Raw genomic sequence first — 15034 nt, forward strand, 5'->3', positions numbered from 1 at the left:
TAGATTGACTGGCAAGGAAGCTTGCGCCCGCTGGGCCTGCGGACGCTGTGTAGGAGCTGTGTAGGAGCTGTCGAGTGCAACGAGGCTGCGATCTTTCCCCAAACACTTGAGTCTCAAGCGAAAGATCAAAAGATCAAAAGATCGCAGCCTTCGGCAGCTCCTACAGGCCCAGTGGGACCTTGTTGGGCCTGGTTACATTATTGGGCCTTGTTGGAAGCCTCAGCCGCCTTGATCAGATCCGGCCCGATCTCCTGTTCGAACTTCGCCCAGACCGGCTTCATTTTTTCGCGCCAGGCATTACGTTCCTCCGGTGTGAGGGTAACGATCTCGGTGGTCTTGGCGTCCAGCACAAGCTGTTTGTCCTGCTGGTTGAATCGCTCCGCTTCCTGGTTGGCATGGGCGGTGGATTCGACCACGATCTTGTCCAGTTCACTGCGGATATCCGGCGGCAGGCCGTTCCAGAAGTCCGATGTGGTGATCAACATGTAGTCGAGTATGCCGTGGTTGGACTCGGTGACGTATTTCTGCACCTCATTGAGCTTCTGGTTGTAGAAGTTCGAATAGGTGTTTTCCGTGCCGTGGACCAAGCCAGTGCGCAGCCCCTGGTACACCACCGAGAAAATCATCGGTTTGGCTTTGGCACCCACCGCCTTGAACTGTTCCTCCAGCACTGCGGAGTTCTGTATCCGGAACGTCAGGCCACGGGCATCTTCAGGCTGGCGCAGGGGCTTGTTGGCCGACAGATGCTTCATGCCGTTGTGCCAATAGGCCAGGCCCATGATGTTCTTGCTTTCCATGGACTTGAGCAGCTTCTGGCCCTCGGGGCTGCGCTGAAAACGGTCCACGGCGGCGATGTCGTTGAACAGGAAGGGCAAGTCGAACAACTGCACCGACTTGGTGTACTGATCGAACTTGGCCAGCGACCGCGCAATGATCTGCACTTCCCCGAGGAGCAAGGCTTCCAGCTCCTTGTCATCGCCATACAGCGTGGAGTTGGGGTACACCTCCACCTTCACCTTGCCCGGCAGCCGCTCTTCCGCCAGCTTCTTGAACATCAACGCGCCCTGGCCCTTGGGCGTTTGTTCGCCTACGACGTGGGAGAATTTGATGACGATCGGCTCAGCCGCCATGACCATGCCCCACGCCCCGAAAGCCAGGGTGCAGGCGAGCGCTTTCCATACAGTTTTTAGCATTGCAAGGCGTCCCTTTCAGTGTCCAAAGGCACAGGGCCGACAGGGCGGCCCCATCCCTCTGTGGCGGGCAAGTGGTCCTGCGCCCGTCACGGTGTGTGTTTGCCGGGTTTAACTCATCCCCAACCAGTTAGGCAGCACCAGCGAGATCCACGGCACATAGGTGATCAGCACCAGGAACGCCAACAGGATCATCAACCACGGCATGGCCGCGCGGATGGTGGCGGGCAGGGACATGCCGGTCACCGCCGAGGTGACGAACAGGTTCAACCCCACCGGTGGCGTGATCAGGCCGATCTCCAGGTTCACCACCATGATGATGCCCAGGTGGATCGGGTCGATGCCCAGCTTCATGGCGATGGGGAACAGGATCGGCGCCAGGATCAGGATGATCGCCGAAGGCTCCATGAACGCGCCAGCGATCAGCAGCACGATGTTCACCACCAGCAGGAAGGTCACCGGCGTCAACCCGGCATCGATCACCCATGCGGTGATTTGCTGCGGCAGTTGCTCGGTGGTCAGCACGTGGGCGAAGAGCATGGCGTTGGCGATGATGAACATCAGCATGATGCTCAGCTTGGCCGACTCCAGCAGCACCTTGGGCGTTTCACGGAACGTCAGGTCCTTGTAGACGAACAACGCAATGAACGCCGAATACACCGCCGCCACCGCCGCTGCTTCGGTAGGGGTGAACATCCCCGAATAAATCCCGCCGAGAATGATGATCATCAGCAGCAGGCCCCAGATGGCCTGGCGTGCCGTGCTCAACCATTCCTTCAGCGTCGCCCGTGGCATCGCTGGCAGGTTTTTCTTCACCGCGACGATGTAGATCGCCACCATCAGGAAAAAACCCAACAGCAAACCGGGAATCACACCGGCCATGAACAACTTGCCCACCGAGGTTTCGGTCGCTGCGGCGTACACCACCATCACGATCGAGGGCGGAATCAGGATACCCAGGGTGCCGGCATTACACACAATGCCTGCGCCAAACGCCTGTGGATAACCCGAGCGCACCATCCCGGCGATGGCAATGGAACCGACCGCCGCCACCGTCGCAGGACTTGAGCCCGACAACGCCGCAAACAACATGCAGGCCAGCACCGCCGCAATCGCCAGGCCGCCGCGGATGTGCCCGACGCAGGCGTTGGCAAAATCGATCAACCGTCGCGCCACGCCGCCGGTGGTCATGAACGCACCGGCCAGCAGGAAGAACGGAATCGCCAGCAACGTGTAGTGCTCGGAAGTCTCGAACAGCTTGATCGCCAGGGAACGCACCGAGTCGGGGCTGAAGAAAATGATGGTCAGCGAGCCGGCCAACCCCAGCGAAATGGCAATGGGCACGCCGATGAACATCAGCACGAACAGTGCAATGAACAGGAAGGCAATGGTCATGGCTTGTCTTCCTCGTGTTCAGTCAATTTGATGGCTTCGGCCGCTTCATCGGCCAGGCCCAGGCCGGTCTGGCGATTCATCAGGATGCGCACGAGAATTTCCGCGAAACGAATGAACACCAGCGCGAACCCCACCGGTACGATCAACCCGATATGCCACTGCATGATGCCGAAATGGCCGAGGTCCTCGGCGCCGATCTGGGCAATCATCAAGGTGTTGATCCATTCGAAACTCGCCACCGCCAGCAGCCCGGCATAGGCGAGGCAGCACAGGCAGGCGATGACACCGATCAAGCGCTGGACCGGTTTGCTCGCCAGCTTCACCAGCGCATCGACGCCGATGTGCCCGGCGGTGCGAACGCCGTACGACAGCCCAAAAAAGATCAGCCAGCCAAACAGGGCCTTGGTCAGCGAGCTACTCCAGGTCATCGCCTGGGCCATGCCCATGACAGAGTCGCCGATGGCGAACATCGACTCGCTGGCGGCGGGCCAATGGTCGCCAAGGCTGTAGAACACGCTGTAGAGGTTGTTGAGCACCACGTAGACGAATGTAACCAGCGTCATGGCGGCCAGAAGGAAGGCGATGAAACCTTCCTCGAAGTGTTCCCAAATGCGCCGAAGGGCGTTCATGGACGACATCTCCTGTAGGGGGAACGACTGGCCGGTGCTACCAGAACAACAGCACCGGCCAACCCATCACTGGGCCTTGTTGGAGGCTTCGGCGGCTTTGATCAGGTCAGTGCCGATATCACCTTCGAACTTACTCCAGACGGGCTTCATCTTGTCGCGCCACGCGTTACGCTCTTCAGGCGTGAGGGTCATGATCTCGGTGGTCTTGGCGTCGAGGATGCGTTGCTTGTCGTGCTGGTTCAGTTGCGCCGCTTCCTGGTTTACATGGGTGGTGACTTGCGCGACGATCTTTTCCAGTTCGCTGCGGATATCCGGCGGCAGGCCGTTCCAGAAGGTGGTGTTGGTGATCAGCATGTAGTCGAGTACACCGTGGTTGGATTCGGTGATGTACTTCTGCACTTCATGCAACTTCTGGCTGTAGATGTTCGAGTACGGGTTTTCCGCACCGTTGACCACGCCGGTCTGCAAACCTTGGTAAACCTCGGCGAAGCTCATCTTGCGCGGGTTGGCGTTCACTGCCTTGAATTGCTCTTCCAGTACCGCCGATGCCTGTACGCGGAACTTCAGGCCACGAGCATCCTTGGGTTCACGCAGCGGTTTGTTCGCCGACAGCTGCTTCATGCCGTTGTGCCAATAAGCCAGGCCGGTGATGTTCTTGCTTTCCATGGACTTGAGCAGTTTCTGGCCTTCAGGGCTCAACTGGAAACGGTCCACGGCGGAGATGTCATCAAACAGGAACGGCAAGTCAAACAACTGCACCGTCTTGGTGTATTGCTCGAACTTGGCCAGCGATGGCGCGATCATCTGTACATCGCCCAACAGCAAGGCTTCCATCTCCTTGCCGTCGCCGAACAGTGAAGAGTTGGGGTAGACCTCGACCTTCACTTTGCCTGGCAACCGTTCTTCCACCAGTTTCTTGAACAGCAGCGCGCCTTGGCCTTTTGGTGTTTGTTCGGCGACCACATGGGAGAACTTGATCACCACCGGATCTGCCGCCATGGCCGTGCTCATCGCACTCAGGGCCAATGTGCAAGCGAGCGCTTTCCAGATAGGTTTGAACATTACGGGCTTTCCTCTTGTTTTTAGTATTTTCGTGCGGGCTCATTCAAAACACAGCGCACGGCCGAACAATGATGAGTCTAGGCAGAAAAACAACTTGTCGAGTGCGGTTAACAGGAAAACCGTCCTTTGGCTGTACATCTCGACAGATTGCGCTAGAGCCCTCCTTGTATCGGGCTGAAACATCCCAAACGGCTCATTTCGAAAGGTTTCAGTCAATAACCGTGCTGGGGCGGGAAACTGTAAAGGGTCGGTGATGGCTACTGGCTTTCAGTCTCACGCCAAAGCTCGGTGAATCCATGGGGCGAGGGTGGGCATGGCTGTGGATTCTGCGTCCACCACCGACCCCCTGTGGGAGCGAGCCTGCTCGCGATGACGGCGTCACATCCAACATCACCGTCTCAGACAGACCGCATTCGCGAGCAGGCTCGCTCCCACAGTTTTGATCCCGGGTGCCCACGGACCCTGCGTCCACCACCGCCCCCCCCTGTGGGAGCGAGCTTGCTCGCGATGACTGTGGCCCATCCAGCATCACCGCCTCAGATAAACCGCCTTCGCGAGCAAGCTCGCTCCCACAGTTTTTGATTGCGGCTGTTCACAAATTCGGCGTCCGCCAGAGATCCCCTGTGGGAGCGGGCTTGCTCGCGATGACGGCGGCACAACCAACATCACCGCCTCAGACAGACCGCCTTCGCGAGCAAGCCCGCTCCCGCAATTGCCCATCTCCTGGCCCACGTCCTCAGCCTTCAAGGCACTACCTCGTCTGCGGCAAGTGGTATCACCTCATGCCTCGTGGTATGACGACTTATTAATATTTCGCCCGTGGAAATGATCACGTCTCTGCGAAAAATCTCGTGAGTACGCAAGTTTTATTGCGATGTAGGGGTTGACAGTCCGCCAGCAACGTCAGAATAATCCGTAACGTTGTATGACGACATACAAATAAACAATAACAACATTGGTGTTCCTCCCCATGAGAATCACAGGCGTTCACGTCGAAGTTTTTTCCACCCCTTCGCGCCGTGCCCAGGACAGCGCCGGCCATGCCCATCCAGGCGATGAGGTCATGATCAAGATGGCTTTGCTGCGAATCGGTTGCGACGATGGCTCCGAGGGCTATGCCTTCGGCCCGCCCGAGTTGATTCGTCCGCACATCATCGAATCCTTCGTGCGCAAAGTGCTGATCGGTCGCGACCCAATGGATCGCGAGAGCATCTGGCAGGACCTGGCGCACTGGCAACGCGGCAGTGCCGGGCAGTTCACTGATCGGGCGCTGGCGCTGGTGGAACAAGCGTTGTGGGACTTGGCCGGGCGTGCGCTCAAGTTGCCGGTGCACAAGTTGATTGGCGGTTATCGCGACAAGGTCCCTGCGTACGGCTCGACGATGTGCGGCGATGACCTGCCGGGTGGCCTGTCGACGCCGGACGAGTACGGCCAGTTCGCCGAAAAGCTGGTCCAGCGCGGCTACAAGGCCATCAAGCTGCACACCTGGATGCCACCGATTTCCTTCGCGCCGAACCCACAAATGGACATCCAGGCCTGCGCCGCGGTGCGTGAGGCGGTCGGTCCCAGCATCGCGTTAATGCTCGACGGCTATCACTGGTACAGCCGCATGGACGCGCTGACCATCGGCAAGGCCCTACAGGAACTGAACTTCGCCTGGTTCGAAGAGCCGATGATGGAAGACTCGGCAGAGTCCTATGCCTGGCTGGCGGCCAACCTGGACATTCCAGTGCTGGGCCCGGAAAGCATCGCCGGCAAGTTTCATAGCCGCGCCAGTTGGGTGACCCAGAAATCCTGTGACATCCTGCGTGCCGGCGTGGCCGGGGTCGGTGGCATCGGGCCGTGCCTGAAGGTGGCGCACTTGGCCGAATCGTTCGGCATGGACTGTGAAGTCCACGGCAATGGTGCGGCGAACCTGGCGGTGGTCGGTGCTATCAGCAATTGCCGCTGGTATGAGCGCGGGCTGCTGCACCCGTTCCTCGACTACGAAGAAGTCCCGGCGCACCTCAACAGCATCGTCGACCCGATGGATGCCGACGGTTTTGTGCACCTGTCCGACCGGCCGGGGTTGGGCGAGGACATCAATTTCGCGTATATCGAGGCCAACACCCTGTCCCGACATTGATCCTGTTCCACGCCTGAGGCCGATGGCTGCCCGGGCGACAAGTCTTTATAAATATAAGAAAGGACTGAACCATGAATCTCTGGCCCAAGCGCCTGACCAGGCTGCTGTGTGTCACCGTGGCCCTGTGCGCAGTGCAGGTGCCCGTCAGCCTGGCCCAAGGCGAAACGCCCCCCGACCAATTGGTGGTGGGCATGAGCATGATCAATCTGCTGTCCCTGGACCCTGCGGCGGCCACCGGCCTGGAGGTCGCCGAAGTCAACGCCAATGTCTATGACATGCTCCTGGAACAGGATGCGGCGCAACCGGACACGCTGATTCCGGCCTTGGCGAAAACCTGGGACGTCAGCCCCGACCGCATGCGCCTGACCTTCCAATTGCGCGACGACGTACGTTTTCACTCCGGTGCGCCACTGACCGCCCAAGACGTCGCCTGGTCGTTGCAGCGCGTGGTCACCCTCAACCGCGCCCTGGCGTCCACCTGGAAAGCCTACGGTTTCACCGCCGACAACGTCGTCAAACTGATGCGCGCCGAAGGGCCGCACACCTTTGTCATGGAGTTGCCGCGCGTCACCGACCCGATGCTGGTGCTCAACACCCTGGCGACTTCACCCAGCGCCTTCATCATCGATCGCAGCGTCGCCTTGCAACATCAGGTCGGCGACGACCAGGGCGCGGCGTGGCTGGCGACGCACACGGCCGGATCCGGCGCGTTCAAGCTCGACATCTGGCGCGCCAACGATGTGATCCTGATGAGTCGTCATGACGACTATTGGCGCGGCCCCGCGAAGTTACGCCGGGTGATCATGCGCAACATGACCGAGTCCCAGGCGCTGCGCCTGATGGTCGAGCGCGGTGACCTGGACGTCGCCCGCGGCATGGCCGCCACCGACATCAAGGCGCTGGGCAAGGTCGATGAGGTGCGCATCCAGAGCATCGCCCGCGGCACGCTGTACTACGTGGCGATGAGCATGCAGCAACCGTTGTTCCAGGACATCCGCGTGCGCCAGGCCATCCGCCTGCTGATCGACTACCAAGGCATCAATGACGTGGTCATGCCGCACTACGGTGTGATCAATCAGCGGCCCTTGCAGCTGGGGCTGCCGGCACGCCTGGACGATCCGGGTTATCGCCTGGACGTGGCCGAGGCCAAGCGTCTGTTGGCGGCGGCCGGACATGCCGAAGGCTTCAAGGTGACCATCCGTTCGCTGACCGATCCGCCGTTCATCAACATCGCCACCAGCCTGCAAGCGACACTGGCCCAGGCGGGGATCCAGGCGACGATCATCACCGGCACCGGCAACCAGATCTATGGGGCGATGCGCGACCGCCAGTTCGACATCCTCGTCGGTCGTGGCGGCGGCGGGGCGGAGCGTCATCCGCATTCGAGCCTGCGTGCCCTGGTGTACAACCCGGACAACCGCACCGAAGCCAAGCTGAGCAACTTCCAGGGCTGGCGTACCTCGTTCTTCAACCCGCAGCTCAATCAACTGATCGAGCAAGCCGAGCGCGAGCGTGACCCCGCGCGCCAGCGCGAAATCTATGCGCAGATCCAGACCCTCTACGACCAACAGGCCGGGGCGATCATGCCGGTCTCACAGATGGTGGACGAAGTGGTGATTCATGCGGATGTGCGCAACTACATCGGCCACACCGCCGCCACCACGCGTCTTCGGGACGTCTACAAGCAGCGCTGAAATCGACGGCCACAGGGCCAAGGCAGGAATGAACATGTCGACTGCATCCTTTTCAATCTGGACAACTCGGGCCGCTTCGGCGACCCGGCGCAGTGGCTCGGTGGCGGTGACGCTGCTGGGGTTGCTGCTGCTGACCTTTTTCATCGGGCGGGTGATGCCCCTGGACCCGGTGCTGGCCATCGTTGGCCCGGACGCCGACGCCTCGGCCTACGCCCAGGTGTACAAAGAGCTGGGCCTGGACAAGCCGTTGTGGACCCAATTCGCGATCTACCTTGGCGACCTGCTGCACGGTGACTTCGGCATGGCCTTGCTGACCGGCAACCCGGTCATCACCGACATCGCCCGGGTCTTCCCGGCCACCTTGGAGCTGGCCACCCTGGCCATTCTGTTCGGCGTGTTGGCGGGCTTGCCGCTGGGTGTCTACGCGGCGACGCATCAGGGGCGTGCCGGTGACCATGTCGCACGGCTGATCACGTTGTTCGGTTACTCCACGCCGATTTTCTGGATCGGCATGATGGCTTTCCTGGTGTTCTACGCCTGGCTGGGTTGGGCCGGTGGCGTCGGGCGCATCGGCCTGGCCTATGACGGGCTGATCCCGAAACACACCGGGCTGCTGTTGATCGACACTGCCTGGTCCGGCGAGTGGGAGGCCTTTCGCAGTGCGCTGCGCCACATCCTGTTGCCGGCGGTGATCCTCAGCTTCAACTCGGTCGCCTACATCAGCCGCATGACCCGCAGCTTCATGCTCGAGCAACTGTCCCAGGAGTACATCATCACCGCCCGGGTCAAGGGCTTGTCCCAGCGCCGCATCGTCTGGGGCCATGCTTTCGGCAACATCCGCGTGCAGCTGTTGACCATCGTCGCGCTGGCCTACGGCGGCCTGCTGGAGGGCGCGGTGCTGATCGAAACCGTGTTCGCCTGGCCGGGCTTCGGCCAGTACCTGACCAGCAGTTTGCTGCTCGGTGACATGAACGCGGTGATGGCCTGCGTGCTGTTGATCGGCCTCATCTTCGTGACGCTGAACCTGATCAGCGACGCGCTGTACAAGATCTTCGACCCGAGGACTCGCTAATGAACCTGCCCCTTGCTTCCAGCGCCCCCGGCAGCGCCACGTTGCCGGCTTCCAGTTCGGCGGCGATGGCCGCCAGCACCCTGCGCCTGCTGCGTTTTTTGCTGCGCAACCCGATGACCTTCGCCGGCCTGGTCGTCGTCGCTACCCTGATGCTGGTCGCGGCTTTCGCACCCTGGATCGCCGGCCACGATCCGCTGCTGCAGAACCTCGCCGGCGCGTTGCAGGCACCCAGCAGCGCGCACTGGTTCGGCACTGACGAATACGGTCGCGATGTCTTCGCCCGGCTGGTGTATGGCTCGCGCATCACCCTGTACATCGTCTTGCTGGTGACGGTGATTGTCGGCCCCATCGGCCTGCTGGTCGGGACGGTTTCCGGTTACTTCGGCGGCTGGGTCGACAGCCTGTTCATGCGCATCACCGACATCTTCATCTCGTTCCCCAGCCTGGTCCTGGCGCTGGCCTTCATCGCCGCCCTCGGCCCAGGCCTGGAGCACGCGGTGATCGCCATCGCGCTGACGGCCTGGCCGCCGATTGCCCGGCTTGCCCGCGCCGAAACACTGCCGCTGCGCAACGCCGACTTCGTCGTTGCGGTGCAACTTCAGGGCGCGTCCAGTACCCGGGTCATCCTGCGCCACATCATCCCGATGTGCCTGTCGTCGGTGATCATCCGCCTGACCATGAACATGGCGAGCATCATCCTCACCGCCGCCGCCCTGGGCTTTCTTGGCCTCGGCGCCCAGGCACCGTTGCCAGAGTGGGGCGCGATGATCTCTACCGGGCGGCGCTACATGCTCGAAAGCTGGTGGCTGGTGGCGGCGCCCGGTGCGGCGATCATGCTGGTCAGCCTGGCCTTCAACCTGTTGGGCGACGGCTTGCGCGATGTCCTCGACCCACGTAGCCAATCCTGAGGAACAGGCCATGACTGAGATAAAACTTGCGGTACAGGACTTGTGCGTGGAGTTTCGCAACGCCGGCAAAAACTCCCTGGCGGTGCGTGACGTGTCGTTCACCCTGGGCCGGGAAAAACTCGCCATCGTCGGTGAATCCGGCTCGGGCAAATCCACCGTCGGCCGCAGCCTTTTGCGTCTGCATCCGCCGACCGCGCGGGTCACCGCCAAGACGTTGCGCTTCGCCGACATCGACCTGTTGGCCGCCAGCGAAAAGCAGATCCAGGCGATTCGCGGCGCGCGCATGTCGATGATCATGCAAGACCCCAAGTACTCGCTGAACCCGGTGGTGCGGGTCGGCGAACAAATCGCCGAGGCCTACCTGGCCCATCACAAAGTGCCCCATCGCGAAGCCCGCGAACGCGCCTTGGACATGCTCGCCAAGGTGCACATTCGTGACCCTCGGCGGGTCTACGACCTGTACCCCCACGAGGTCTCGGGCGGCATGGGCCAGCGGATCATGATCGCCATGATGGTAATCACCGATCCCCAGGTGATCATCGCCGACGAACCGACTTCGGCGCTGGACGTGTCGGTGCGCCGACAGGTGCTCAACGTGCTGGAAGAGTTGGTCAGCGAGCGTGACCTGGGGCTGATCTTCATCAGTCACGACCTGAACCTGGTGCGGCATTTCTGTGATCGCGTGCTGGTGATGTACGCCGGTCGCGTGGTCGAGTCGATTGCCGCCGCCGATCTGGATAACGCCACCCATCCCTACACCCAGGGCCTGTTGGCCGCATTGCCGAGCCTGGACCATCCGCGCGCCACGTTGCCGGTACTGCAGCGCGACCCCCACTGGTTGAATGCTTGAGGAGCCTGTCATGAGCATGATTGAAATCGCCGGCCTGAACCTCAGTTTTGGCACGGGCGCGGCACTGAACGCGGTACTGCACGACGTCGATTTGAGTGTCGCCGAAGGTGAGGCATTCGGCCTGGTGGGGGAGTCCGGTTCGGGCAAGACCACCGTGCTGCGCTGCCTGGCCGGGCAGTACCAACACTGGAGCGGACAACTGCGGGTCGCCGGCCACGCCGTCACGCGCAACCTGCCGCTGAACCACTACCGCACCGTGCAGATGGTGTTCCAGGACCCGTATGCCTCGTTGCATCCGCGCTATACCGTCGATGCCGCGCTGCAAGAACCGTTGCGTATCCACGGCATCGACGGACGTGCGCAGAAAGTCAGCGAAATCCTGCGCAAGGTTGGCTTGAATGACAGCTTCCGCTTTCGTTATCCGCACCAGTTGTCCGGTGGTCAGCGCCAACGGGTGGCGATTGCCCGGGCGCTGATCCTGCGTCCCCGGGTGCTGTTGCTGGACGAGCCGACCTCGGCGCTGGATGTTTCGGTGCAGGCGGAGATCCTCAACCTGCTGGCCGACTTGCGCCGCCAGGAAGGGTTGACCTATCTGATGGTCACCCATGATCTGGCGGTGGTTGCGCACCTGTGTGACCGGCTGGCGGTGATGCAGCAAGGCAGGGTGGTGGAGACGCTCGACAGTCATCTGCTGGCGAGCGATGGCGCCACCCATGCGTACACCCGTTTGCTGGTGCAGGCCAGTCGGGACATACAGCGTGTACCTATCGCTGTCTGAGTTTTGTTTTAACTAAACAGTTGTACTTGTTTTAACCCGTAAAAGACGTTGAGCCCCAGGTATCAATGCCGCGCACGCGCTCGCCTGTGATTTGGCGTTTACCCCAACTTACTATTAAACCAACAAGAATAAAAACCATGAAAAAGACACTCGTAGTACTTTCTGTCGCTTCGTTGTTCACATCGGTTGTTGCCCAGGCCGATACCGGTTATATCAACGTACGCCATCAATATGCGGAAAAAACCCGCATGCACGCCGACCGTGCCAAGTTTGGTATTCGGCTGGACAACGGTGTGGGTCTGGAAGGTGAACTCAAATACAAGACCGCCGGTGATCGCGAAGACGTTGCCTTCGACAACACCGTCGGCAGCGGCCATGAATTCACCGTCAACTATCAGCACAAGATCGATGACCGCTGGACGCTGACGCCTTCGTTCGCCATGGAAAGCGATGAGGAATCCACCACCTACAAGATGGGCATGCGCCTGGGCTACAAGATCACCAAGGAGCTGAGCATCGCCGGACGCTACCGTTACGACTCCTCCAAGCTCGACCGTGACCAGGTTGATCATGATGTGCCGGACAACGGCCAGGACGACCAGAAGATCCATCGCTACGACGTGTACGTCAACTACGCCAACCAGGGCCCGTGGGCGTATGAATATCAACTGACGTACTTCGATGCCAACTACATCCGTTATAACGGTGGCACCGACGACTATGAACAGAATGCGGTGGTCAAGTACAAGTGGGACAAGCGCTGGGCACCGTTCTTTGAAGTGGGCGATATCAAAGTCAACTCGGTCGACAGTGATCGCCAACTGCGCCTGCGGGTCGGCATTCAATACAACTTTTTCTAAGTTGTGGTAGCACTGGTCGACACTGAGTCCACGAACACTAGGATCAAAACTGTGGGAGCGAGCTTGCTCGCGATAGCGATCTGCCTGTGCCGATGATGTTGGATGTGCCGCCGTCATCGCGAGCAAGCTCGGCTCCCACACTGGTTTTCGAGCGTTCACAGATCAGGCGCTCACCATAGATCCCCTGTGGGAGCTGAGCTTGCTCGCGATAGCGGCGTGCCTGTGCCGATGATGTTGGATGTACCGCCGTCATCGCGAGCAAGCTCGGCTCCCACACTGGTTTTCGAGCGTTCACAGATCAGGCGCTCACCATAGATCCCCTGTGGGAGCAGAGCTTGCTCGCGATGGCGGTGTGTCTGTGCCAATGATGTTGGATGTGCCGCCGTCATCGCGAGCAAGCTCGGCTCCCACACTGGTTTTCGAGCGTTCACAGATCAGGCGCTCACCATAGATCCCCTGTGGGAGCGAGCTTGCTCGCGATAGCGGTCTGCCTGTGCCGATGATGTTGGATGTATCGCCGTCATCGCGAGCAGGCTCGGCTCCCACACTGGTTTTCGAGCGTTCACAGATCAGGCGCTCACCATAGATCCCCTGTGGGAGCTGAGCTTGCTCGCGATAGCGGCGTGCCTGTGCCGATGATGTTGGATGTATCGCCGTCATCGCGAGCAAGCTCGGCTCCCACACTGGTTTTCGAGCGTTCACAGATCAGGCTCTCACCATAGATCCCCTGTGGGAGCTGAGCTTGCTCGCGATAGCGGCGTGCCTGTGCCGATGATGTTGGATGTGCCGCCGTCATCGCGAGCAAGCTCGCTCCCACAGGGGAGGCGGGGTTATTCGTTGTAGAACGCCTGGCGTTGTTGGGTTTCACACAGGCGCATGCGGCTGTTGCTCAGATGCAGGTACATGGCCGCCCGCGCCGCATCGACATTGCCGCTAGCGATGGCGTCGAAGATCTGCTGGTGTTCGGCGTTGATCCCCTGCAGGTACGCACTGCGATCACTTTGCCCGGAGTAGGCGGAGTTCATGCGCGTACGTGGGATCAGCTTCGTGCCCAGGTGCTTCATGATATCGATCAGGTAGTAATTGCCGGCGGCCTTGGCGATTTTCAGATGGAACTGGAAATCGGCATTGATGGTGGTGCCGGACTTTTCCGGGCCTTGCAGCAACGCCTCCAGCGCCTGGGCCAATTCGGCCAGCGCTTCAGGCGTTGCGCGCTCGGCGGCCATGCCGGCGGCCTGGACTTCCAGGCTCAGGCGAAATTCCAGCAGGTTGAGCACATCCGACAACGTGGCAATCGTCGCTGGCCCCAGGGTGAAACCCTCCGGTGCTGGCATGTCCAGGACAAAGGTGCCGACGCCATGCCGCGTCTCCACCAGCCCCGCTGCCTGCAAGCGCGACAGCGCCTCACGCACCACCGAACGACTGACGCCTTCGGCCTCCATGATATGCACTTCGGTGGGGAGCTTTTCGCCGCACTTGAGAATGCCGTCACGCATGCGCTGGGCAAAGCGGTCGACCAGGGTTTCGGCGAGGCGGCGCGGCTTGTTCAGTGGAGATAACGCTTGATCCGTCATCGGCGTGCTCTAGTGTGATCAGCGGGCATTATAGTGAGTTTTGGCGCAAGGTCGCGGCTATAATGCCGCGATCGTCTGGCTTTAATGGATAGGTGCAATGGACCGTGTCACACCCGATCGACGCCTGAGCATGACCCAGCAACTGGTGGTCGACCTGACGCAGCAGATACTGGCCGGCGAACTGCCAGCGGGCAGCAAATTACCGACCGAACAGGTCATCATCAAGGAACGCGGCGTCAGCCGGACAGTGGTTCGCGAAGCCATGTCGCGGCTCCAGGCCGAAGGCTTGGTGGAAACCCGTCACGGCATCGGCACCTTCGTGGTGGACACCGCCCGCCCGGGGGATTTCCAAGGTAGCAAACACGTCAAGGGCGGCGCCTACGATGCATTGGCCGTCATCGAACTGCGCCTGAGCCTGGAAGTGGAAGCGGCCGGCATTGCCGCGCAACGGGCCACGCCGGAGCAATTGCTGGCGATGCGTGAAGCGCTCGACACGGCGAATGCTTTTGACGCAACGGATGGCGAAAGCGCCCGGGTCGATTTCGAGTTTCATCTACAGATCGCCCAGTGCACGGGCAACAGTTTTTTCATCGACGCCATGGCCCATGTGGGCAATGCGTTGATCGCCGTCGTGCAACAGGCCGGGCCGACTGTGACGAGTGAAAATCGGGCGTTGGTGGTGCGTGAGCGCGAGCAGATCTACGCGGCGTTGGCGCGGCATGATGCGCAAGCGGCGCGGGCGTCGATGCGTTTGTATCTGATCAATATGCTGCAGCGGGTTCGGGGCGTGGTCGAGTCGACGGCGCAATAACCTCCCACCGCAGAACCCTGTGGGAGCGGGCTTGCTCGCGAAGACGGCGGCACAGCCAACATCACCACCCCAGACAGACCGCCTTC

The 15034-nt window shown here is 60.8% G+C and carries 13 protein-coding genes; 8 read left to right on the forward strand and 5 right to left on the reverse strand.

All coding sequences use genetic code 11. From position 1 onward, the window contains the following. Nucleotides 1–197: 197 nt before the first annotated feature. From AD662_RS04590 to AD662_RS04605, 4 genes are all read right to left on the reverse strand, one after another. On the reverse strand, nucleotides 198–1193 hold the full coding sequence (locus tag AD662_RS04590) for a TRAP transporter substrate-binding protein (protein WP_053185736.1): 996 nt from the start codon (nucleotides 1191–1193) through the stop codon (nucleotides 198–200). A 108-nt stretch (nucleotides 1194–1301) separates the two neighbouring features. Further along, nucleotides 1302–2585 carry a C4-dicarboxylate TRAP transporter large permease protein DctM gene (gene dctM / locus AD662_RS04595; RefSeq protein WP_018614057.1) on the reverse strand — a complete coding sequence of 428 codons (1284 nt, stop codon included), beginning with the start codon at nucleotides 2583–2585 and terminating at the stop codon, nucleotides 1302–1304. Continuing rightward, nucleotides 2582–3214, reverse strand: a complete 633-nt coding sequence (locus AD662_RS04600) for a TRAP transporter small permease (protein ID WP_053185739.1) — start codon at nucleotides 3212–3214, stop codon at nucleotides 2582–2584. The genes dctM and AD662_RS04600 overlap by 4 nt, the downstream gene beginning before the upstream one ends. A gap of 66 nt (nucleotides 3215–3280) precedes the next feature. Beyond that, entirely contained in the window at nucleotides 3281–4276 is a 996-nt protein-coding gene (locus AD662_RS04605; RefSeq protein WP_053185742.1) for a TRAP transporter substrate-binding protein, read from the reverse strand. A 970-nt stretch (nucleotides 4277–5246) separates the two neighbouring features. Here AD662_RS04605 and AD662_RS04610 point away from each other — a divergent pair. The 7 genes from AD662_RS04610 to AD662_RS04640 all read left to right on the forward strand — a co-directional run bounded on the left by AD662_RS04610 (nucleotide 5247) and on the right by AD662_RS04640 (nucleotide 12563). Beyond that, nucleotides 5247–6401, forward strand: a complete 1155-nt coding sequence (locus AD662_RS04610) for a mandelate racemase family protein (RefSeq protein ID WP_053185745.1) — start codon at nucleotides 5247–5249, stop codon at nucleotides 6399–6401. Nucleotides 6402–6472: 71 nt separating this feature from the next. Beyond that, the gene (locus tag AD662_RS04615) at nucleotides 6473–8095 is read left to right on the forward strand and encodes an ABC transporter substrate-binding protein (RefSeq protein WP_024616253.1); all 1623 of its coding nucleotides are present in this window, start codon (nucleotides 6473–6475) and stop codon (nucleotides 8093–8095) included. 34 nt (nucleotides 8096–8129) lie between these two features. Continuing rightward, nucleotides 8130–9167: an ABC transporter permease gene (locus AD662_RS04620; protein ID WP_024616252.1), complete on the forward strand. Its 1038-nt coding sequence runs from the start codon at nucleotides 8130–8132 to the stop codon at nucleotides 9165–9167. After that, entirely contained in the window at nucleotides 9167–10075 is a 909-nt protein-coding gene (locus tag AD662_RS04625; protein ID WP_018614072.1) for an ABC transporter permease, read from the forward strand. The genes AD662_RS04620 and AD662_RS04625 overlap by 1 nt, the downstream gene beginning before the upstream one ends. 10 nt (nucleotides 10076–10085) lie before the next feature. Next, nucleotides 10086–10925: an ABC transporter ATP-binding protein gene (locus tag AD662_RS04630; protein WP_018614073.1), complete on the forward strand. Its 840-nt coding sequence runs from the start codon at nucleotides 10086–10088 to the stop codon at nucleotides 10923–10925. A gap of 10 nt (nucleotides 10926–10935) precedes the next feature. After that, a complete protein-coding gene (locus AD662_RS04635) occupies nucleotides 10936–11703 on the forward strand; it encodes an ABC transporter ATP-binding protein (protein ID WP_053185748.1) in 768 nt (255 codons plus the stop codon). Between the two features lie 137 nt (nucleotides 11704–11840). Further along, nucleotides 11841–12563, forward strand: a complete 723-nt coding sequence (locus tag AD662_RS04640) for an oligogalacturonate-specific porin KdgM family protein (RefSeq protein WP_053178237.1) — start codon at nucleotides 11841–11843, stop codon at nucleotides 12561–12563. A gap of 830 nt (nucleotides 12564–13393) precedes the next feature. Here the strand turns inward: AD662_RS04640 and AD662_RS04645 are convergent. Beyond that, nucleotides 13394–14137 carry a FadR/GntR family transcriptional regulator gene (locus AD662_RS04645; protein WP_053178239.1) on the reverse strand — a complete coding sequence of 248 codons (744 nt, stop codon included), beginning with the start codon at nucleotides 14135–14137 and terminating at the stop codon, nucleotides 13394–13396. 97 nt (nucleotides 14138–14234) lie between these two features. On the opposite strand from AD662_RS04645, the gene AD662_RS04650 reads away from it, so the two are divergent. Beyond that, nucleotides 14235–14948: a FadR/GntR family transcriptional regulator gene (locus tag AD662_RS04650; RefSeq protein WP_018614081.1), complete on the forward strand. Its 714-nt coding sequence runs from the start codon at nucleotides 14235–14237 to the stop codon at nucleotides 14946–14948. The last annotated feature ends 86 nt before the right edge of the window (nucleotides 14949–15034 follow it).

Source organism: Pseudomonas kilonensis, assembly GCF_001269885.1.
GTDB classification, from domain to species: domain Bacteria; phylum Pseudomonadota; class Gammaproteobacteria; order Pseudomonadales; family Pseudomonadaceae; genus Aquipseudomonas; species Aquipseudomonas kilonensis.

Coding starts and splice junctions, on each gene's coding strand:
- AD662_RS04615 (WP_024616253.1), top strand. CDS start 6,473: ATGAATCTCTGGCCCAAGCGCCTGACCAGGCTGCTGTGTGTCACCGTG.
- AD662_RS04645 (WP_053178239.1), bottom strand. CDS start 14,137: ATGACGGATCAAGCGTTATCTCCACTGAACAAGCCGCGCCGCCTCGCC.
- dctM (WP_018614057.1), bottom strand. CDS start 2,585: ATGACCATTGCCTTCCTGTTCATTGCACTGTTCGTGCTGATGTTCATC.
- AD662_RS04640 (WP_053178237.1), top strand. CDS start 11,841: ATGAAAAAGACACTCGTAGTACTTTCTGTCGCTTCGTTGTTCACATCG.
- AD662_RS04605 (WP_053185742.1), bottom strand. CDS start 4,276: ATGTTCAAACCTATCTGGAAAGCGCTCGCTTGCACATTGGCCCTGAGT.
- AD662_RS04600 (WP_053185739.1), bottom strand. CDS start 3,214: ATGAACGCCCTTCGGCGCATTTGGGAACACTTCGAGGAAGGTTTCATC.
- AD662_RS04630 (WP_018614073.1), top strand. CDS start 10,086: ATGACTGAGATAAAACTTGCGGTACAGGACTTGTGCGTGGAGTTTCGC.
- AD662_RS04635 (WP_053185748.1), top strand. CDS start 10,936: ATGAGCATGATTGAAATCGCCGGCCTGAACCTCAGTTTTGGCACGGGC.
- AD662_RS04590 (WP_053185736.1), bottom strand. CDS start 1,193: ATGCTAAAAACTGTATGGAAAGCGCTCGCCTGCACCCTGGCTTTCGGG.
- AD662_RS04620 (WP_024616252.1), top strand. CDS start 8,130: ATGTCGACTGCATCCTTTTCAATCTGGACAACTCGGGCCGCTTCGGCG.
- AD662_RS04625 (WP_018614072.1), top strand. CDS start 9,167: ATGAACCTGCCCCTTGCTTCCAGCGCCCCCGGCAGCGCCACGTTGCCG.
- AD662_RS04650 (WP_018614081.1), top strand. CDS start 14,235: ATGGACCGTGTCACACCCGATCGACGCCTGAGCATGACCCAGCAACTG.
- AD662_RS04610 (WP_053185745.1), top strand. CDS start 5,247: ATGAGAATCACAGGCGTTCACGTCGAAGTTTTTTCCACCCCTTCGCGC.